General features: G+C 54.1%; 17 protein-coding genes and 7 pseudogenes. 14 read left to right on the top strand and 10 right to left on the bottom strand.

What is annotated here, in order from left to right:
• Positions 1 to 69: 69 nt before the first annotated feature.
• The 4 genes and pseudogenes from rpsF to rplI all read left to right on the top strand — a co-directional run bounded on the left by rpsF (position 70) and on the right by rplI (position 2,152).
• A complete protein-coding gene (gene rpsF, locus JCM15764_RS02520) occupies positions 70 to 456 on the top strand; it encodes a 30S ribosomal protein S6 (protein ID WP_054692238.1) in 387 nt (128 codons plus the stop codon).
• A gap of 4 nt (positions 457 to 460) precedes the next feature.
• The gene (gene rpsR / locus JCM15764_RS02515; protein WP_012646659.1) at positions 461 to 736 is read left to right on the top strand and encodes a 30S ribosomal protein S18; all 276 of its coding nucleotides are present in this window, start codon (positions 461 to 463) and stop codon (positions 734 to 736) included.
• A gap of 12 nt (positions 737 to 748) precedes the next feature.
• The gene (locus JCM15764_RS02510) at positions 749 to 1,690 is read left to right on the top strand and encodes a YybS family protein (RefSeq protein ID WP_054692235.1); all 942 of its coding nucleotides are present in this window, start codon (positions 749 to 751) and stop codon (positions 1,688 to 1,690) included.
• Positions 1,691 to 1,709: 19 nt separating this feature from the next.
• Positions 1,710 to 2,152: pseudogene (gene rplI / locus JCM15764_RS02505) on the top strand (50S ribosomal protein L9).
• A gap of 58 nt (positions 2,153 to 2,210) precedes the next feature.
• Here the strand turns inward: rplI and mutM are convergent.
• On the bottom strand, positions 2,211 to 3,026 hold the full coding sequence (mutM, locus tag JCM15764_RS02500) for a bifunctional DNA-formamidopyrimidine glycosylase/DNA-(apurinic or apyrimidinic site) lyase (protein ID WP_054692232.1): 816 nt from the start codon (positions 3,024 to 3,026) through the stop codon (positions 2,211 to 2,213).
• Between the two features lie 227 nt (positions 3,027 to 3,253).
• On the opposite strand from mutM, the pseudogene glyQ reads away from it, so the two are divergent.
• The 10 genes and pseudogenes from glyQ to JCM15764_RS02450 all read left to right on the top strand — a co-directional run bounded on the left by glyQ (position 3,254) and on the right by JCM15764_RS02450 (position 13,881).
• Positions 3,254 to 4,130 (top strand): annotated as a pseudogene (gene glyQ / locus JCM15764_RS02495) (glycine--tRNA ligase subunit alpha).
• Positions 4,130 to 6,204 (top strand): annotated as a pseudogene (gene glyS / locus JCM15764_RS02490) (glycine--tRNA ligase subunit beta). The pseudogenes glyQ and glyS overlap by 1 nt, the downstream one beginning before the upstream one ends.
• Before the next feature lie 184 nt (positions 6,205 to 6,388).
• A pseudogene (ppdK, locus tag JCM15764_RS02485) lies at positions 6,389 to 9,045 on the top strand (pyruvate, phosphate dikinase).
• Between the two features lie 154 nt (positions 9,046 to 9,199).
• Positions 9,200 to 9,400 (top strand): cold-shock protein, encoded by a 201-nt coding sequence (locus JCM15764_RS02480; protein ID WP_012646666.1) that lies wholly within the window; start codon positions 9,200 to 9,202, stop codon positions 9,398 to 9,400.
• Between the two features lie 77 nt (positions 9,401 to 9,477).
• Positions 9,478 to 9,693: a tetratricopeptide repeat protein gene (locus JCM15764_RS02475; protein WP_054692230.1), complete on the top strand. Its 216-nt coding sequence runs from the start codon at positions 9,478 to 9,480 to the stop codon at positions 9,691 to 9,693.
• A gap of 12 nt (positions 9,694 to 9,705) precedes the next feature.
• On the top strand, positions 9,706 to 10,587 hold the full coding sequence (locus JCM15764_RS02470; RefSeq protein ID WP_054692226.1) for a radical SAM protein: 882 nt from the start codon (positions 9,706 to 9,708) through the stop codon (positions 10,585 to 10,587).
• Positions 10,588 to 10,727: 140 nt separating this feature from the next.
• Positions 10,728 to 11,063, top strand: a complete 336-nt coding sequence (locus tag JCM15764_RS21315; RefSeq protein WP_369412226.1) for a YaaR family protein — start codon at positions 10,728 to 10,730, stop codon at positions 11,061 to 11,063.
• 141 nt (positions 11,064 to 11,204) lie between these two features.
• A complete protein-coding gene (locus JCM15764_RS02460) occupies positions 11,205 to 11,579 on the top strand; it encodes a WD40/YVTN/BNR-like repeat-containing protein (RefSeq protein ID WP_054692221.1) in 375 nt (124 codons plus the stop codon).
• A 140-nt stretch (positions 11,580 to 11,719) separates the two neighbouring features.
• The gene (locus tag JCM15764_RS02455; protein ID WP_243688203.1) at positions 11,720 to 13,138 is read left to right on the top strand and encodes a WD40/YVTN/BNR-like repeat-containing protein; all 1,419 of its coding nucleotides are present in this window, start codon (positions 11,720 to 11,722) and stop codon (positions 13,136 to 13,138) included.
• A complete protein-coding gene (locus JCM15764_RS02450) occupies positions 13,135 to 13,881 on the top strand; it encodes a hypothetical protein (RefSeq protein ID WP_054692215.1) in 747 nt (248 codons plus the stop codon). Before JCM15764_RS02455 ends, JCM15764_RS02450 begins: the two co-directional genes overlap by 4 nt.
• 301 nt (positions 13,882 to 14,182) lie before the next feature.
• On the opposite strand, the pseudogene JCM15764_RS02440 reads toward JCM15764_RS02450, so the two are convergent.
• The 9 genes and pseudogenes from JCM15764_RS02440 to JCM15764_RS02405 form a co-directional block, all read right to left on the bottom strand.
• Positions 14,183 to 14,837 (bottom strand): annotated as a pseudogene (locus tag JCM15764_RS02440) (fumarylacetoacetate hydrolase family protein).
• A 93-nt stretch (positions 14,838 to 14,930) separates the two neighbouring features.
• Positions 14,931 to 15,892, bottom strand: a pseudogene (mnmL, locus tag JCM15764_RS02435) (tRNA modification radical SAM protein MnmL/YtqA).
• Positions 15,889 to 16,547: pseudogene (gene thiE, locus JCM15764_RS02430) on the bottom strand (thiamine phosphate synthase). Before thiE ends, mnmL begins: the two co-directional pseudogenes overlap by 4 nt.
• Complete coding sequence (locus JCM15764_RS02425) at positions 16,544 to 17,323, bottom strand: thiazole synthase (protein WP_054692210.1); 780 nt, start codon at positions 17,321 to 17,323, stop codon at positions 16,544 to 16,546. The pseudogene thiE and the gene JCM15764_RS02425 overlap by 4 nt, the downstream one beginning before the upstream one ends.
• A gap of 181 nt (positions 17,324 to 17,504) precedes the next feature.
• Positions 17,505 to 17,603 (bottom strand): sulfur carrier protein ThiS, encoded by a 99-nt coding sequence (gene thiS, locus JCM15764_RS29170; protein WP_439645248.1) that lies wholly within the window; start codon positions 17,601 to 17,603, stop codon positions 17,505 to 17,507.
• Between the two features lie 264 nt (positions 17,604 to 17,867).
• Positions 17,868 to 18,401, bottom strand: a complete 534-nt coding sequence (locus JCM15764_RS02420; protein ID WP_054692207.1) for a Yip1 family protein — start codon at positions 18,399 to 18,401, stop codon at positions 17,868 to 17,870.
• 41 nt (positions 18,402 to 18,442) lie between these two features.
• Positions 18,443 to 18,802, bottom strand: a complete 360-nt coding sequence (locus tag JCM15764_RS02415; RefSeq protein WP_054692204.1) for a hypothetical protein — start codon at positions 18,800 to 18,802, stop codon at positions 18,443 to 18,445.
• Positions 18,803 to 18,873: 71 nt separating this feature from the next.
• The gene (locus JCM15764_RS02410) at positions 18,874 to 19,308 is read right to left on the bottom strand and encodes a hypothetical protein (protein ID WP_054692199.1); all 435 of its coding nucleotides are present in this window, start codon (positions 19,306 to 19,308) and stop codon (positions 18,874 to 18,876) included.
• A gap of 101 nt (positions 19,309 to 19,409) precedes the next feature.
• Positions 19,410 to 20,162, bottom strand: a complete 753-nt coding sequence (locus JCM15764_RS02405) for a c(7)-type cytochrome triheme domain-containing protein (RefSeq protein WP_243688202.1) — start codon at positions 20,160 to 20,162, stop codon at positions 19,410 to 19,412.
• Positions 20,163 to 20,178: the final 16 nt, after the last annotated feature.

The following is a 20,178-nucleotide window of genomic DNA, read 5'->3' as shown; positions in this document are numbered from 1 at the left end:
GGCAATTACGCCGTATCTCCTTGCTCCGGGTTGGTCCGGGGCTAAATAAACCGTGAGGAGGAAGTACCAATGAGGATGTATGAAACGATTTTCATCGTCCAGCCGGACCTTGGCGAAGAGGAATTGAAGGGCATTTCCGCCAGGGTTCAGGAAGTGGTCGTCAGCATGAAGGGCGAGCTCAAAAGGCTGGAAGATTGGGGGGCGAGGAAGCTTGCCTATCCGATCGAGAAGTTTAACCGTGGTCGCTACTATTATCTCCGTTTCGACGGCGATGCAGCGCTGATCGCCGAGCTTGAGCGGCGTCTGAGACTGAACGACAAAGTCATCAGATATCAGAGCGTGAAGCTGGAGAAAGAAGCTCCGGCCGCTGCCGCCATTCCTGCCAAGGTAACCGAGGAAGAGCCCGTAGAGGCCGCTCCCGAAGCCAAGGTAGAAACGACAACCGAGGAGGAGTAATTAGATGAGCGACGAAAGAGCACCCCAGAGAAGCACAGGTCCGCGTAAAAAGAGACCTTTTCAGCGGCGCAAGGTATGCCGCTTCTGTGCAGACAAGCAGGTAACCATAGACTACAAGGACCCGCGCACCCTTCGCTACTTCATCAGTGAGCGGGGCAAGATCATTCCGAGAAGGATCTCCGGCAACTGCGCCAAACATCAGCGTGAGATCACCGAAGCGATCAAGCGTGCCAGAAACATCGCACTGCTGCCCATCGCCGGCAGCCATGCAGCACAGTAACGGTAGGTATAAATGAAGCTTCCCGTACAGGGGACGCCACTGGATATTATAAAGGGGAGCGTCATTACCCTGGCGCTTTTCCTTACCTATCTGTCACTGCCTGTTTTTGGCATGCTGCCGGGGCTTTTGGCCCCGACTGCAGGGATTTACTACTTCCTCAAAAGCGGCAGAGCGGCAGGTTATGCCATAGTTGTTATTACCATGGCTGTGCTGGCAGCTTATGATCTCGCCTCTGCTGCCATTTATATGCTGCAATGCGGCATCATGACAATGTCTCTGGCCGAATTCCTTTCCCGGAATAAGGGGGGCAGCCGGTCCATTGTCTATGGGATGGCCATTAATCTTGCAGTGATTCTGGTTGCTGCAGCTGTATATTCTCTTGTCACCGGCAATAATATTCATCTGCAGGTGATAAAGGGAATTAACTCAAGCATATCCCAGACGGCAGCTCTTTACGGAAAAGCCGGCGTCGGGGCGGATGAACTCAAAACCTTGCAGCAGTCCATGGAGCAGGCTGGCGTGTTCATAACCAGGGCCTACCCGGCCTTGATCACGGTGAGCCTTGGCTTCATTGCCGGAATAAACCTGCTTCTGCTGAGAAGGCTGTCGACCAGGTTTTCCCTGCCGGTCTTACTGGGAGACTTCAAGAGATTCAGAAATCCTGACCAACTGGTCTGGGTGCTGATATTCGCCGGTTTTGCCATGCTGGTGGAGAGCAAGACGGTGTCGCTTCCTGCTCTCAATCTACTGATCGTCATTGCTTCAGCCTACTTCATTCAGGGAATGGCGGTGATGGCTCACTCTTTCGAGCGTTTTGCCGTACCCTTTTTTGTCCGTCTCATCTTTTACCTGCTGCTTTCCCTGCAGCCGTTTCTAACGGTGGTAGTGGCGGCACTGGGTGTTTTTGATCTGTGGGGCGATTTTCGCACCCCGAAAAACAAGGAAAACCTGTAAATCAGGCTAGGAGGAAAACATGAAGGTAATTCTTAAGGAAAATCTGGATAATCTCGGCCACATCGGCGATATCGTCAAGGTAGCTCCCGGCTATGCCCGCAACTACCTGCTTCCCAAGGGTCTTGCCCTGGAAGCCACTACCAAGAACGCTAAAGCCCTGGATCATGCGAAGAAGCACCTGGAATACAAGAAAAACAAGGTGCTTGAGCAGGCAAGACAATTTGCAGCCAAGATTGAAGGCATCGCCCTTACCCTCAGCCACCAGCTGGAGAAGAGGGAAAGCTCTTCGGCGCCGTCACCAACATGGAACTTGCTGAAAACCTCAAGGCCCAAGGGGTGGAAATCGACCGCAAGAAAATTGTTCTTGCCGAGCCGATCAAGCAGGTGGGAGATTTCACTGCCATCATCAAGATTCATCCCGAGGTGAACGCAACCTTAAAGGTGACTGTTACCAAGGCATAATTGCCCGACAGGTTGAGAAGCTAAAAAAAGGCGGCACGGTTTATCCGGCCGCCTTTTGTCATTTCTGGCAGTGGGGACAGAAAAAGGTCGATCTGCCACCCAGTCGCATCATCCTGATTGCTGAGCCACACTTCGGGCAGGGGCGGCCTTCCTTGCCATAAATGCTGAATTCATAAGGAAAATAACCCTGGGGCTTCTCGACGGTGGAGGTGCTGCCAATGCTTGTTGTTCCTGCTTCGACGGCATCAGCAAGGACCCCCTTGATGGCATCGACCAGCAACAGGTCCTTATCGGGTGAAAGATCACTGGCTGACGTCTGTGGGGCAATGCCGGCACGAAAAAGGGACTCATTGGCGTAGATATTGCCGATACCTGCTACCACACGACTGTCCATGATCAGCTGCTTGATGGGGATCTTCCGCCGGTGTCTCTTCAGATACAGATAACCTGCTGAAAATTCCTCTTCCAGAGGTTCTGGGCCATGGGCAACCAAAAGAGGGTGCTGCAGCGGATCATTATCCGTCCAGATGATGGTGCCGAAGCGGCGTGGATCGGTAAAGCGCAGCATGTAACTTCCATCCAGCACCAGGTCCAGGTGGTCATGTTTGCCGTGGGGAGAGCTTGCCTTGACCAGGTAGAGCATGCCGGTCATCCCGAGATGAAAGATTATCGTGCCCCCTTTGCAGCGCAAAAGCAAATATTTGCCCCTCCTGTCCATGGCGACTATTAGCTGCCCAACTAGCAGCCGGTCCAGTTCAGGTGGAAGTGGATGGCGCAGTTTTGTGGCGCGGACGTTGGTGTGAATGATTCTTTTGCCCCTGACATGTGGTCCGACGGCGCGGCGTATGGTTTCAACTTCCGGTAGCTCCGGCATCCAGCTTCTCCCAATCCCAAGGTGGTTTGAGCAGTATATGTAAAATGCAATGATAAGACAACAGGGGATAAGGTCGCATCAAATGCGTATAAATCCTTGACACACAAGCATATAAATTGTAATCTACCGCGGCTAACTGGTTGTATACAGTATACTTTTTCATTGTCATCAAATCTGCGTTTACACTCGTTAAAAAAGATATTTCGACACAAAACCGAGGAGGTAGTGTGCTGACCTTTCAGGATCTGATTCTTTCCCTTCAGGGGTACTGGGCCGGCCAGGGGTGCGTAATTCAGCAACCTTATGACTGCGAAAAGGGTGCAGGGACCTTCAATCCCGCTACTTTTCTCAGGGTGCTGGGTCCCGAACCCTGGAATGTTGCCTATGTGGAACCTTCCCGCCGGCCGACTGACGGGCGCTACGGCGAGAATCCCAACCGCCTGCAGCACTATTACCAGTTCCAGGTTATCATGAAACCTTCTCCCATGAATATCCTCGATCTGTACCTGGATTCACTCCGCTCCTTCGGCATCAACCCCAACCAGCATGATATCCGTTTCGTCGAGGACGACTGGGAATCTCCGACCTTGGCGCCTGGGGCCTGGGCTGGGAAGTGTGGCTGGATGGCATGGAGATCACACAGTTTACCTATTTCCAGCAGGCGGGCGGCATTGATCTTAAACCGGTTTCCTCCGAGATCACTTACGGCTGCGAGCGCATCGCCATGTACCTGCAGGGGGTGGACAACGTCTACGACCTGGAGTGGGTAAAGGGTGTCAGGTATGGCGATATCCATCATGAGAGCGAGGTTGAGTTCTCCACCTACAATTTCGAGGAAGCGGATGTGGACATGCTCCTCCAACTCTTCAGGATGTATGAGAAGGAATGCGTCAGGCTGGTGGAGAAGGGGCTGGTGCTGCGGCCTACGATTACGTCATGAAGTGTTCCCACACCTTCAATCTGCTGGATGCACGTGGCGCTATCTCGGTCACTGAGCGGGCTTCCTATATCGGCAAAGTGCGCAACGTGGCCAGGCTCTGCGCCGAAGGTTACCTGCAGATGCGTGAGCGGCTCGGATTCCCGCTTTTGAAAGGAGGCCGCTAATGGCAAAAGAACTGTTCCTTGAGATCGGCACCGAAGAGATCCCGGCTGGCTTCCTGCCCAAGGCTATGGCAGACATGGAAGGGCTGATCAGGAAAGAGCTTGAGTCTGCCCGCATCGGCTTTGGTGAGGTGAAGACCATGGCGACGCCGCGCCGTCTTGCCCTGGTGGTGAAAAATGTTTCCGCGCAGCAGACTGATGCGGAAATCACCACCATGGGACCGGCAAATAAGGTCGCCTTCAATGACGACGGCACTCCGACCAAGGCCGGCGAAGGTTTCGCTCGGGGTCAAGGGGTGGATGCTTCTGCCTTGTCCATCGTTGCCACGGAAAAAGGTGAGTACGTGGCGGTGACGAAAAAGGAGATCGGCGTTGCCACTGCCGGCCTGCTTGCGGAGATACTCCCCCGCCTGATCAACAACATACCATTTAAGAAATCCATGCGCTGGGGCGATCAGGAGGTACGTTTCGCCCGGCCCGTGCACTGGATCGTGGCCCTGTTCGACGGCATCGTTATCCCGTTCGCCTTAGGCAATGTCCAGAGTGGTTCCATGTCTCGGGGCCATCGCTTCATGGCCAACACCTCCTTCCCGGTTCGCGATTTCGGCCATTACCTTGAGGAGTGCGAGCGGCATTTCGTCATACCCGATCCGGCAAAGCGGAAGGAGATCATCAGCAGGGAAATCGAAAGGGTGGCAAAGGCTGCCGGTGGCAACGTCCTGCCCGATGAGGGGCTGCTGGAGCAGGTGACCTATCTGGTTGAATATCCCAGCGCCCGTGCATGGTACCTTTTCCGCCGAATTCCTGGCCGTGCCCAAGGAAGTGCTTATTACCTCCATGCGCGAACACCAGCGCTACTTCTCCCTGGTGGACGATAAGGGCAAGCTGCTGCCCGGCTTTATAACCATCAACAACACCCTGACCGAGGATCCCTCAGTAGTGGTGAAGGGTAATGAGATGGTGCTGCGTGCCCGTCTTTCCGATGCCCGGTTTTTCTTCGAGGAGGACAAAAAGGTTCCCCTGGAAAAGCGGGTCGAGGCACTGAAGAGTGTCCTCTACCAGGCAAAGCTGGGTACTTCCTATGAGAAGATGGAGCGGTTTCGCTGGATAGCAGGGGTGATAGCTAGAGAATTACCAGCAAGTAAGTATTTAATCAATATAGGAAAAATCGATCGAGCAGCGTATCTTTGTAAGGCAGACTTGGTTACGGGCATGGTGGGAGAATTCCCTGAGGTTCAGGGAATAATGGGACGCGAGTATGCGCTGTTGCAGGGGGAAGACATTGACGTGGCCCAGGCCATTGCTGAGCATTATCTCCCAATCCAAGCAGGTGGGGAACTCCCAACATCGGATATTGGAGCCATAGTCTCCATCTCTGACAAGCTTGATACCATCTGTGGCTGCTTTGGTGTTGGCTTGATCCCGACAGCTCTGCCGATCCCTACGCCTTGCGCCGTTCAGCACTCGGTATTATCAATATCATTCTTAACAAAGGCTATGACTATTCACTGAAATGGCTTGTCCAGCTTGCACTTGACCGTTTGGGAAGTAAACTAACGCGTGACAGAAGCGAAGTTTGCAAAGATGTGCTGGACTTTTTCAAAGGGCGCTTCATCAATCTGCTCACCGATCGCTTCCCTGCCGACGTGGTGGAGGCAGTTGTGGCTGTTTCCTTCGATAATCTTGTGGAAGCAACGGCCAAGATCGAGCTCTGGCCCAGTTCAAGAAGCGTGATGATTTTGAGCCACTGGCCGTGGCGTTCAAGCGGGTCTGCAACATTGTCAAGGAACAGGTGACGGTCCCGGTAGATGACAAACTGTTCCAGGACGCAGCCGAGGGGACACTGTTCCAGTCATTCAAAAGCGCCAGCAGCATGGTCGAGGAGAAAGTCGTCCAGCGGGAATACTTGGCGGCCCTGACGCAGATTGCCTCCCTGAAGAGTGCGGTCGATGACTTCTTCGACAAGGTCATGGTCATGGCCGAAGACGAACGGGTGAGAAACAACCGGTTGGCACTCCTCCAGGAGATAAAGAGCCTGTTCAGGGACATAGCAGATTTTGGGAAACTAACCGCTTAGCCGAAAGGCAAGCGGTTTTTTTATGGTTTTAATCTGGCTAAACTTGCTTTGAATGAGCCTAAATTGTTTTTAATGATAATAAAGACCCGTTGACTTTTAATAAAAACAGCCCTTGAAAAACCGGACATCGGCAATATTCTTTATAAGGTTTTCTGTGGTGGGGCAAATAAAGAGGAGGATGCAAATGGCAGCGAAGTATGTGTATTTCTTTGGTAATGGCAAGGCGGAAGGTCGCGCGGAGATGAAAAACCTGCTGGGTGGCAAGGGGGCCAACCTGGCCGAGATGACCAGCATCGGCTTGCCGGTACCGGCAGGCTTTACCATAACTACCGAAGTCTGCACCGAATTCTACAAGAATGACCGCAACTATCCGGCCTCACTGAAAGCAGAGGTTGATGAAAATCTTCGTCAGGTCGAGGAGTTGATGGGCAAGCGCTTCGGTGATGCAAAGAATCCTCTCCTGGTTTCGGTCCGCTCCGGTGCTCGTGCCTCAATGCCCGGCATGATGGATACCATCCTTAACCTTGGCCTGAACGATACCACAGTTCAAGGGATCATCGAGCAGAGCGGGGATGAGCGCTTTGCCTATGATGCCTATCGCCGTTTCGTGCAGATGTACTCAGACGTGGTCATGGGTATGGATAAGGACGAACTGGAGCATATCCTGGAGAAAAAGAAGGAAGAAAAGGGGGTCCATCTGGATACGGACCTAACCGCTGCCGATTGGAAGGAACTGGTGGGAAAATTCAAGGCGAAGATCAAGGAGTCTCTGGGCCAGGAATTTCCTGAAGATCCCCAGGCCCAGCTTTGGGGGGCAATCGGCGCCGTTTTCGGTTCCTGGATGAACCAGCGCGCCATTACCTACCGCAAACTCAATGGCATTCCCGCCGACTGGGGGACCGCAGTTAATGTCCAGTCCATGGTCTTCGGCAACATGGGCAACGACTGCGCCACCGGTGTCGCCTTCACCCGAGACCCATCCACAGGCAAGAACTACTTCTACGGTGAGTACCTGATCAATGCCCAGGGTGAAGACGTGGTTGCCGGCATCCGCACGCCTCAGCCCATCAACAAGGTTAACGGCGACAGCACCCTTCCCTCCATGGAGGAAACCTTGCCCGAATGCTACAAGCAGCTGGTGGAAATCCGTTCCATCCTGGAAAAGCATTACAAGGACATGCAGGATATAGAGTTCACCATTGAGAAAGGCAAACTCTACATGCTGCAAACCCGTAATGGCAAACGTACCGCTTCTGCCGCCATCAAGGTTGCCGTGGATATGGTCACGGAAGGACTGATCGACGAAAAAACTGCAGTGTTGCGCGTTGCACCGAATCAGCTTGATCAGCTGCTTCACCCTTCCCTTGACCCCAAAGCGCCGAAAAAGCTGATTGCCAAAGGGCTGCCCGCATCCCCGGGCGCTGCCTCAGGCGAAGTCGTGTTCACTGCCGATGAGGCCGAATCTGCTGCAAAACTGGGGCACAAGGTGATTCTGGTGCGGGTGGAGACCAGCCCGGAAGACATTCACGGCATGCATGCGGCACAGGGCATTCTTACTGCCCGTGGCGGCATGACCTCCCATGCGGCAGTCGTTGCCCGCGGCATGGGCAAATGCTGCGTAGCCGGCTGCGGCGACATCAAGGTGGATTATGCTACAGAGCAGTTTGTGGCCAATGGCGGGGTCATTGTTAAAAAAGGGGATGTGATCACCCTGGACGGTTCCACCGGCGAAGTTATGCTGGGAGCTGTTCCGACCGTTTCTCCGCAGATGACCGGCGACTTTGCCACGCTCATGGGGTGGGTGGACAAGTTCCGCCGGCTCAAGGTGCGGACCAATGCAGACACGCCGAAGGATTCCAAGACTGCCCGGGAATTCGGTGCCGAAGGTATCGGCCTCTGCCGCACCGAGCACATGTTCTTCGAGGCTGACCGTATTGCTGCGGTGCGCGAGATGATACTTTCCGAAGACGTGGAGGGAAGACTCAAGGCGCTGGCCAAGATACTCCCCATGCAAAAGGGTGACTTCATCGGCATCTTCAGGGAAATGAAAGGGCTGCCCGTCACCATCCGCCTGCTCGATCCGCCTCTCCACGAGTTCCTTCCCCAGGAAGACAAGGATATAGACGATCTGGCAAAGACCATGAAGGTCACGCCGAAGGTGCTGAAGAACAAGGTGGAATTCCTCCACGAATTCAACCCCATGCTCGGCCACCGTGGCTGCCGTCTGGGCCTCACCTTCCCGGAGATCTATGACATGCAGGTGCAGGCGATTATGGAAGCAGCCTGTGAGCTGGTGAAAAATGAAGGCTTCCAGATCGTCCCCGAGATCATGATCCCGCTGGTAGCGGTGGACAAGGAGCTGAAGACCCTTCGCGAGAATGCCATTGCCGTCTGTGAAGACGTGATTGGCCGCTATGGAGTGAAGATCGAATACCTCATCGGCACCATGATCGAGCTGCCCCGGGCGGCCCTGACTGCGACGAGATCGCCAGGGAAGCTGAGTTCTTCTCCTTCGGTACCAACGATCTGACCCAGACCACCTTTGGGCTGTCCAGGGATGACGCCGGGAAATTCCTGCCTTTCTACGTGGAGAGCGGTCTCCTGGAGAATGACCCTTTCGTTTCCCTTGATCAGACCGGCGTCGGCCAACTGGTTAAGATCGCCTGCGAAAAAGGACGGGCCACCAGGCAGGGCATCAAGCTCGGCATCTGCGGCGAGCATGGCGGCGATCCGGAATCCGTTATTTTCTGCCATAAAATCGGTCTCGATTATGTTTCCTGTTCCCCCTTCCGGGTGCCCATTGCCCGACTCGCGGCTGCCCACGCGGCATTGAATGAATAATCATCCATATGTGTGGAGACGTAGCGGTTTGCGTCTCCACATGAATAATCATCTTGACAGTTTTCTGCAAAACGGTGTAAATACGCAAGAGATTCCACGGGCCCCGGAGTAAGCCCTATTTATAGAACAAGCGGTTGTTACAGGAGAACAGAGAATGGCAAAAGGTGTGGTGAAATGGTTCAATGATGCGAAGGGGTTCGGGTTTATTGAGCAGGAAAATGGCGAGGATGTTTTCGTTCATTTCTCCTCCATACAGGGTGACGGATTCAAGTCACTGGCCGAAGGGCAGGCGGTGACCTTCGATGTTATCCAGGGAGCGAAAGGGCCGCAGGCGGCCAACGTCAATAAAGATTAGGACTTAGCTTATAACCACAAGGCCCCGAAGCGATTCGGGGCTTTTTTATTTGGTACAATCTTATGGGAGGTACATCAATGCGTCATCTCTTGCTGGTTCTGTTGCTGATCTGTCCGCTCAGCTTTGCGGGCTGCTCAGGCGATAATGGCAAGCAGCTGCTGGAAACCGCACAGTTCGAGGAAAAACAGCACAACCTGGAACATGCCAAACAGCTCTACGGGGAGATAGTCAGGAAGTATCCGGGCACTGAGAGTGGCAGGCAAGCCGAAGAGCGCCTGAAAACTCTCAAATAGAGGGGCTGCCGGATGCCCAGCTACATCGAACCCTTATTCAGGCCTCCCAGTGAAGCGGGGAGCCTCATTTTCCAGATCACCCTTGGTTGCTCCCAGAATCAGTGCACCTTTTGCGGGATGTACAAGGGAAAACCTTTCAGACTGAAGCCTTTGGACGAAGTCCTGTCAGAGATCGACGCCATTCCCGCTGCCTACCGTCTTCGTGTCAGCCGGGTCTTTCTTGCCGACGGCGATGCACTGGTCTACCCTTTTGACAGGCTGGTGCAGATACTCGATCACCTGTCGCAAACATTTACCAATCTGACCAGGGTCGGCTCTTACGCCTCGCCGGCAAGCCTAGCCGGCAAAAATGCCGCCCAATTGGAGGTATTGCGGCAGAAGAAACTGAGGATCGTCTATTTCGGTCTTGAATCGGGTGATGATGGGACTCTGGCCGCGATCAACAAGGGCTTCAATGCCGATCAGATGGTGGAACTGGCTTTAAAGGCGAGAGCTGCAGGGATGAAACTTTCCGTCACCGCCATTCTGGGGTTAGCCGGCAAAGACCGTAGCCTGAGCCATGCAAGATCCACCGCTGCCTGGGTAAACCGGGTCAATCCCGAATATTTTTCCCTCCTCACCCTGTTCCATCGCCACAACGACGACTTTATCAGGAACCTTCGCCAGTGTACCAGGGGCGAACTCCTTCTGGAGGCGCGGGAACTTGTCACCTCCCTGAATCCCGAAAAAACCATTCTCCGCTCCAACCATGTCTCCAATTTCCTCAACCTGGCCGGCAACTACCCAAAGGACCGCTTGCGGCTCATGGCAGAGGTTGATTCCGCCATTGCCATGGCCGCTACCATACCGGGATACCTGGATACGCCGCCGGAGTATGCGGAAGAATACTATTGAAATGCAAAAGCAAATGTGCAGGAGACGACGATGCGTATCAACGACAAACCGGGATCGCGGCAGGTCGACAAAAAAAGCAAGGGTGTTGCCTCCAGAAAGGTTCTTGAGTCCGGAAGTTCCCTTTTTGCCAAAAACTTGGGCTGATTTCCAGGGATGCAGCCGACTATGCCGGGCAGCTTCAGGAACTTAAGGAAGAGATTGACCAGGCCGGAGATAGTCTGGAAAAAGAACCCACCATCGTCAACTTCAAGATCTTTCGCAGCCTTATTTCCGCCTTTGCCAAAAAAGTGACCGCAGAGGCCTACCGACTGGAGATTGAAGGCAGCCCCGGCCAGCGCTGTCATGAGATTATCACCATTATCGATCGGGAGGCGGACGCTCTCTACCACCTGATCATGCAGGAGCAGAGGAACCACATCAAGATAACGGCCCAGATCATGAAGATAAAAGGAATGGTGGTGGATTTTCACCTGTGAAACCCGGCAACGATCCTTAATTGCCGTCTTACTGCTTGAAAAAAGTTGCATGCAGTATTATTGTCATTCATTGTTAAGATGTTTTAAAAATAGAGCTGGCGGGAGGGGCTTCATGAAACTGTTGAGGGAAAAGTTTTCATCTTGGGTTTTCTGGCTTTCTTTTGTTTCTGCAGCATATGGCATTTCCCAAGTACGGCATTTGCCGCCATCGGCCAGTGGACCGGCCTCGGCCCCTGGGGTGGGGATGTGGAATGCCTGCTGGCAGTTTCTCCTTCCATCCTCTATGCCGGAACCCAGAACGGCGGTGTCTTTAAAAGCAGCGACGGTGGCGCCCATTGGGTCGCCGTCAACAATGGCCTTGGCAATCCCACCGTCTTCGCCCTGGCGGTAGATCCTGCAGCCCCGGCCAATCTTTATGCAGCAACCTATGGAAACGGCATTTACAAGAGTCTTGACGCGGGCAGCAGCTGGAGCCGACTTGCTGCCTCCCCTGCCTCTGTTTATTCCCTTGCGTAGATCCTGCAGATAGCAGTACTCTCTATGCCGGCACCGACGGCGGCGGGGTTTACAAAAGCACCGATGGCGGCGCCACCTGGAATGCAGCAAATGCAGGTATTCCCACGGCTCAGGTCAACGCTCTCGTCGTCGATCCCCGCTTGACCACAACAGTGTATGCAGCCACAGCAAACGGGATTTTCAGGAGCCCCGATGGGGGAGCCAACTGGAGCCTGGTTGCCGATACGGGCTGGACACGCGATATTGCCATTTCCTCCGTGACACCAGCCACGCTTTATGCGGCAACAGGTGCCGGAATCTTCAGGAGCAACGACGGCGCCACCTGGACCTCCGCCGGCCTCTCCGGCATTTCCGTTTATGCCTTGGCCATAAATCCTGCCGATCCGGCAAAGGTTTTCGCCGGGACCACCGCCGGAATATTCGGCAGTGCCGATTCAGGTGCCAACTGGACCCTCGTTGCCAATGGCCTTACCAATGCCAATGTCCAGACGATAATATTCGACCCCAGTGACACAACCAATAGCTCGCTCTTTGCCGGCACCTGGGGTGGCGGGGTCTTTAAAACCAGTAATTCGGGTAACGACTGGCAGAGTGCCAATCAGGGCTTGGGCAATACCTTTGTCCAAGCGGTTGTCACCGATCCCAGCGCACCTGCAACAGTTTATGCAGGTTCCATCGACGGAATTCACATAAGCACCGATGGCGGCGCAACCTGGTTATCAAGTTCAAGTGGGCTGGGTAATGGGGATGTGGAGGCGTTGTTGGTGAATCCCATGTCTCCCACCCAGCTTTATGCCGGCACCTGGGGCGGCGGCGTATACAAAAGCGTCGACGGCGGTGCAAGCTGGATGGCTGCCAATACCGGGATGTCTTCTGCTCTGGTTCATGCGGTGGCCATGGATGCGGCTAATCCGCAGGTTGTCTACGCAGGCACCAACAGTGGGATCTTCATCAGCAGCGGCGGGAGCGCCTGGAACCTGTGCAGCAATGGAATTCCTGCAGACACCGAGGTCTGGTCCGTGCTGACTGCAGCCAACTCTGTTGTCTATGCCGGGACAGGGACAGGCTTTTACCGGAGCAGCAATGGAGGGATTGAGTGGACTCAGAGCAATACGGGGCTAGCCCCCTGTGGTGTAGTCTACGGGCTGGCTGCCGATCCGACTGCTGACAGCACCCTTTATGCGGCCACCTGTGGCGGTGTATATAAAAGCACCGATGGCGGTGTCAACTGGACTTGGGCCAGTAGCGGCATTGGCGAGATTAACGTCTACAACCTGACATTTACCGGTACTGCTCCCGTCATAATTTACGCAGGTACAGACAGCGGCGTCTTTGTAAGCAGAGACGCCGCTGCAACATGGAACACCTTGAACACAGGGCTGACCAATGGGGACATCTATGCCGTTGCCGTTGCCGGGACATCTCCGGCCACCATATATGCGGGGACCTGGGGTGGCGGTGTCTTTTCCCTGACCAGCACCCAGGACATCTCCGTTTCTCCCCCCACCCTGGATCTGGCTACCGCGTGGCATCGGGAAACTCGGCTTCACAAACAGTGACTATCAGTAACGGCGGAGCATCTGACCTTGTTATTGGGTCCCTTGCCATCACAGGCGCTGGCGCCGCGGCATTCAGCGTCACTCCCGGTACCTGCTCCAGCCTCACCCCGACCATCCTCCCCGGCGGCAGTTGCACTCTAAATCTGGTTTTTGCGCCTCCTTCCGGTGGACCTTACGCAGCAAATCTGGAATTGGCATCCAATTCCGGGAATACGCCCGTTGTAAATGTCAGCCTCAATGGTATAGGAGTTTTTCCACTCTCCGTCTTTCTCGGCGGTACCGGTAGCGGAGGAGTATCTGTGTCAGCAGAACCTCCAGTTGATGCAGGCTTGGTTTGCAGCCCCGCTTCCATATACTGTGGTGCTTTTGAAAGAGGCAGCTCAATCATTTTAACTCCATCTGCCGACAGCACTTCCTACTTTTCCGGCTGGAGCGGCTGCCCCATGACCATGGGCGATTCCTGCTTTATAACAATGAACAATGCGGTTAACGCCACGGCAAATTTTGTCCGTTTGACGTCACTGCAGGCCATAATTGATGCTGCCCTTGGCGATGACATCATCAAGCTTCCCATCACAACATATGTGGAAAATGTGGTCATGAACCAGGTGGGAAAAAGCCTTACTTTGAGTGGCGGGTGGGCTGACTATTCATTTCTAAGCCAAACCGGATTCACTAACCTCCAGGGTTCGTTGACCATCGCCAATGGAACATTGATTCTGGAAAATTTCCAGATCATCTAGCTCTAGTGGCACAGCAACAAAAAAGGCCTGCTTTCCCGAAGGAAGCAGGCCCTGTCATTTTTGAAGCTTCAATTGCAACCGCAGCTACCACCACCGGCATCGCTGCCGCCGACCGACTGTTTTCTGCCGCACTTCTGGCACCGCCAGAAGAGGCACCTCAGCCGGGAAGCAGGATCATCTCAGCCTGGCATTCCGGACAGATCTTTTTCGACTCCATGGTCACCTCCACATTTTTATCTTAATGAGAAGGTAACGTTTTGCTGCCTGAAATGTCAAGAATGCAAGAATTATAATAATATGATTATGCGACTTTTAATTGCAGTTGCCCGACCCCGGGAATCTCTGCTTCGATACTGTCTCCCGACTTGATTGGTCCGACTCCGGCCGGGGTCCCGGTGAGAATGACGTCACCGGCCTCAAGGGTGAAAATGCCGGACATGTAGCTGATCATGGCTGCCACGGAATGGATCATCAGGGAAGTATTGCCGTCCTGCCTGAGCTGGCCGTTGACGGAGAGCCTGACCTGCAGATTCTGGGGATCGGCCACAGTTGCAGCCGCCACGAAGCCGGAAAGGGGACAGGCCGTGTCGAAGCCCTTGGCAATATCCCACGGCAGGCCTTTCTTTTTCAGTTCTGCCTGCACATCCCGCAGTCAGGTCGATGGCGACTCCATATCCGGCAATGTGCTCCAGTGCCTTTGCTGCAGGAATGTCTTTGCCCGGTTTCCCGATAAGTATGGCCAACTCCGCCTCATGGTGGCAATCGCTGGAATGGTTAGGGATAATGATCGGCTCACCCTGAAAAATGACGGAAGTGGCAGGCTTCGTGAAGATGACAGGTGCCTGTGGCGTCTCATTGCTCAATTCTTTGATATGATCCACGTAATTGCGGGCGATACACAGGATCTTGCCGATCTGGAATTCTTTGTCCGTGCCGCTTATGGTGATAGTCTTCATTGTCTACCTCACAAGAATAAAAGTTCCGACGGCTGACCCAGAGCACTCTTTATCGCGCTGGGCAGTGATTGGTCGTCATGGAAAGCCCACCTCCTAACAGAGGTTGCTGACGTTCCGTCCGCCTTCTGCCAGCCTGCATCCCTGCCAAGTGCCGCGCCTCTTGAGTTCGTTAACCACCGAGTACCACATCTGGTTGTTTTTCAGGTCCCAGGTGGGGGCAACGCGAATGGCCAGTGGGGCGGAGCCGTAGAGCCGCTGGATGGTAACGGACGGGGGAGTGAGTTCCAGGAAATCACAGAGATCTGCCACATACTGCTGGTGTGTCAGTGGAACAAAACGGCCGTCATAATACCACTCCGCCAGCCGGGTATCTTTCACGGCATGCAACTGGTGGATCTTCAGGGAGTTGACCGGCAGCGACGAGATCAGCTGTGCTGTCCTGATAAAGTCGGCGGGGGACTCGCCGGGGAAGCCGTGGATGAGGTGGGTGCAGATGTCCATGCCCCTGCCGGAAACTCTTTCCACGGCCTGCAAGTAGTCGGCAAGGGTATGTCCGCGATTGATCTGCGTCAGTATGCTGTCATCCATTGACTGCAGGCCCAGTTCCAGGCAGACATAGCTGGTTCGGGCCAGGTCGGTCAATAGATCGATAGCCGGATCACTGAGGGCATCGGGCCTGGTACCGATGGAAATGCCTACCACATCGGGATGGGCCAGGGCGCGGCTGTACAGGTCATGCAGTTTTTCCACAGGACCATAGGTATTGGTGAATTTCTGGAAGTAGATGATGAATTTTTCGCTGCCCAGTCTCTTTCTATGGTAGGCCATTCCCTCTGCCATCTGGATTTCAACAGGGATTGCCGCCACGGTCCCCCCGGGTGAAAAGGAGCTGTTGTCGCAGTATATGCAGCCGCCCGTGCCACGCACCCCATCCCGGTTGGGGCAGGTGAAACCGCCATCACGTTGACCTTGCTGATACGACAACCGAAACGCCGTCGCAGGTATGAGCCATAGGAATTTATATGCAGATCGGGATGTATGGAGGTGCTGATCATGTTTCTAGGTCGGATTCCGGAGCAGGAAGGAGAGATAGGAGGGTTCTGGCGGCCAGGCGTGGTTCCTCTGCCGACATGATGGCGGAAACAACACCGATACCGTGGGGGGCTGCGGCCATCACTTCCGCAACATTGTCAGCCTTGATACCGCCAAGGGCGAAAATCGGTATCTGTATGATATTGGTGGCTTCCTGCAGCCTTTTTAGACCCACGGGGTCACCGTAAAGGGCTTTTGAAGGGGTGTTGTAAATGGGGCCGAAGGTGATGAAATCGGCGCCTTTTTCCTGGGCGATGATGGCCTGTACCTGATTGTGGCAGGAGACGCCAATCAGTTTCTTTTCCCCGAGGACCATCCTGGCCCGGTAGATGGGCATGCTGTTGTATCCCAGATGAACTCCGTCCGCATCCACTGCCAGGGCAATGTCGATACGGTCATTGATGATGAGCTTGCGTTGTGGCGAGTCGTCAGCTTGCGCATCTCATAAGCAAGCTCATACAGTTCCTTGCTGGACAGATCCTTTTCCCGCAGCTGGATGGCACGGACGCCTCCCCGGAGTGCATCTTCAACCACGAATTCCAAGTTTCGGCCACCGGTCTGCTTGCGGTCTGTGATCAGATAGAGATCGAAATCTATCCAGGGAGAAGAGGATCTCACTCAATTATTCCTTCAATGGGGCTGGAGGCGGTCGCATAGAGTTTTTTCGGGATCCTGCCGGCCCTGTACGCGAGGCGTCCGGCGCGAACGGCAAGGTTCATGGCTTCAGCCATGGCGATGGGGTCTTTGGCTCCGGCAATGCCGGTGTTCATCAGAACGCCATCACAGCCCAACTCCATGGCAATGGCGGCATCGGAAGCGGTGCCTACACCTGCATCGACAATGACCGGCACTTTGACTGTCTCCATGATGATGCGGATATTATACGGGTTCCTGATGCCGAGGCCGCTGCCTATCGGCGCCCCCAGAGGCATGACCGCTGCACAGCCGATGTCTTCCAGCTTTTTGCAGAAGATGGGATCGTCGGTTGTGTAGGGGAGGACGGTGAATCCCTCCTTGATCAGGACTTTTGCTGCCTTGAGCAACTCTTCGTTGTCAGGAAAGAGGGTCTTCTCATCCCCCAGCACCTCAAGCTTGACGAAATCCGAGAGGCCGGCTTCCCGTGCCAGCCTGCAGGTGCGGATGGCATCTTCGGCGGTATAGCAGCCGGCGGTATTGGGCAACAGGGTATATTTGCCGGTATCGATGTGGTCCAGGAGCGATTCCTTGCTCCTGTCGGAGATATTCACCCGGCGCACGGCGACGGTGATGATCTCTGCGCCCGATACCTCGATGGCCTTGATCATCTGCTGGAAATCTGCGTATTTGCCGGTACCTACCATCAGGCGGGAATTGAACTCCCGGCCGGCTATTATCAGTTTATCGGAACTGGACATTGGTTTGTCTCCTGGGTGATTAGCAGGTTGTTGAAAAACTGTTGCGTGGCCGATCTGCTGTGTTATCGCTCGCTCAAAACCTTAACGTACAGTGGGTACGCTTCGGCTTTTCGCTCGCTTAAGCCTTGCATTTCGGCCTACTCTCGACGTTTTTCAACAACCTGTTAGGGAATGATTGCTGTTAACAGCCTCCGCCGACGAAATGAACAATCTCCATCTGGTCGCCGTCCTTCAGCATGGTTGTTCCATAGTCGGCTTTTGGCAGGATATCGAGGTTCAGTTCAACGGCGACCCGTTTCGGTCGATTTCTATCTTTTGCAGAAAGGAGAGGACGGACATCGCGTCGATGGCTGTTTTTTCTCCATTTACGATTATTTCCATGATGACTCCATCCGATTAAACCAGCTGAGAAGAAAACAATAAAAGCCGCTGATGCGGCTTGTGGTTGCGATGACGCCTGCGGTAAATTACAATGTTACCCAGTTGCTGTCAACTCTTTTCTTGGGGTAGAGTATTGTTTTTAAAGGGGTTTGCGACGATGAGGCTACTGTTGCAGCCGCTGTTTTCTGCCGGACTCGTCCAGGGCTTCAAGCTCCTTCCTGATCTCCTCATTGCAGAAGGTCCAGATGTGGTAGCTTTCCAGCCCTAAAACAGTGACCCCTGCGGCAAAGACTGCCCAGACATTGTCAGGCAGTACCCCCCCCAGGTTATAAAAAATATAAAAGGCGGAAAGATATCCCACATGAGCCATGCCGCTGTAACTTTGAGAGCCCCCCATCATCCGTGACAGAATGAGGATGATGGCGGAAAAGGCATAGAGCAGAAGTGCGGTACTGATCATGTTGGCCGATGGTGGTGTACCGAGAACGGTGCGCATCCCGGGTGGAAGAGAGGGGAGAAAGTCGAAATCCCTGATCGCCCCTATGCTGACGGCAGTGAACAGCGCCAAGGCGTAAAGCCCACGGCTGGACCTGGCTTTCAGTTGCCGGATCTTTTCCCTGCTTTCCCGGAAACCTGGCGGCTCAGGCAACGGCTCATCATTTGCCTGCATGTTCGAATGGGGAGCTTGCTTGCTCATGGCCGATGGTATCTCCCGGGCCTCTGCGGCAGTGAAAGCAGTTAGATCACTTCTTCAGCTTCCATGGCCGGCTTGTGATCGGTTTTGCGACTGCCCTTCAGTTTTCTCAGTTCCTCTTCAGCCAGTTTCAGTTGGGAAGCAATCGATCTGACATCACCGGCCAGATCGGTCAGTTCGCCGGAAATGCCTGAAAGATCATGAGAAAGACTACCACTGTTCACATTTGATGTAAATGTCCTGATTTGCCGAAGAGGCATGAAGACCTGTCGTCTCAGGAGGGCCGCGACTCCCCCGACCGATAACAGGAGGATCATGAAGCTGAAGACGATCATGCGGCTCTGCAGGACTGTCAAGGTGCTGTTCAGGTGCTCCGCCGAAAGGCCGATATCGAGGATTCCCAAAATCTTCTGGTCTGCGCTGTGGAAGTGGCACGAAGCCGTGTAGCAGGCAGGGTCATTGTAAAGGGGTGATGTTATGGCGATGATGTCCTTCCCTGCGGGTTTTGATAGCGCCTTGCCCGCTCCATCTGCTTGAGGGTTGACTTCGCTACCGGCCCGGCATGGCAGCCGATGCAACCCGCAGCCTTTTTGTCCACATAGGTGAAAACCTCACCGTGGTTGCCGGAGAACATGACCAGCCCCTTCTTGTTGAAGATGCGCACATGCTCCACTTCATCCTGACTGCTGACGTTGTCGATGATGTTTCTCAGGGTCTCCCGGTCCCCTTTCAACATGGCATAATGGGTCGATCTGGTGATGGTGTCGGCAAGCTTGGTTTCATAGGAGACGGCGTCGCTGATCATGTCTTCTTTAAGCGCAGAGAAGAGAAGGATGCAACAGACAACGACGAATCCCGTTATGGCCACTGCTACCGGCACGATGGCTCTGGCTGTCAGGCTCTTCAACATGATTGCACCTCCCCGGTCCTTCGATTTGTCCCGTGACTTTCAGGTGTTTAAGGGGCTTCTTTTGGGGGACAAGAGGCCCCTTCGGCATCACCTTATCCCTGTTAAACCTTATGGCAGCGATCGCAGTTTTCCTTTACCGTAAATGCGGTTTTACTGTCATGACATGCACCGCAGGATTTCCCTTTTTCCATTTCAGCCATGGTAACCGCTTTTTTGTGGCCGCGGTGGCTGTAGAGATGGGCATGGCAGTCCTTGCATCCATAGGCCTCCAGGTGGAATGCGTGGCTGAATTCCACATTGCCCGCCCCGGCTATTTTATAGCTTCGGTCTTTTACGGGATGGCAGCGGGTACACTTGCTCAGGGCAAAGCTCTTTTTCCCGTCATGACAAGCTCCGCACGACTTTCCTTTTTCCATTTCGGCCATATTCACTCTTTTGTTCGGCCCCGGTTTGAAGATCGTGTTGTGGCAGGAACTGCACTGCATTGTCTTCAAATGGGCCGAATGGCTGAAGGTGGTTGGCCCGGTTTCCTTCACGTTATAGGTTATCTGGCGCACCTTATGGCATGACGTGCATCCGGAAAGGGCAAAGGCCTTGGCTCCGTTGTGGCACATGCCGCATGATTTGCCTTTGTCCATGTCTGCATGGTATAGCGGACATTCTCTTTCAGATTGCTGTTGTGGCACGATTTGCAACCCACGTTGGCAGTTCTTGCATTTTTCTTTTTCAGGTGCGATGAGTGGCTGAAGACAACCTTGCCTGCCTTTTCCGTGTTGAAGGTTTTGTCTTTGAGTTCCATGGAGTAGGCCAGGGTGAAGCTGCCAAAGAGCATCGCCAGAATGTATGTTGTCCATCGGACTCTCATGACTG

The organism is Geotalea toluenoxydans JCM 15764 (genome assembly GCF_001311985.1).
Classification (GTDB): domain Bacteria; phylum Desulfobacterota; class Desulfuromonadia; order Geobacterales; family Geobacteraceae; genus Geotalea; species Geotalea toluenoxydans.
The sequence above is the reverse complement of the archived record's forward strand: the minus strand, read 5'-3'. Positions and strand labels throughout refer to the sequence as shown.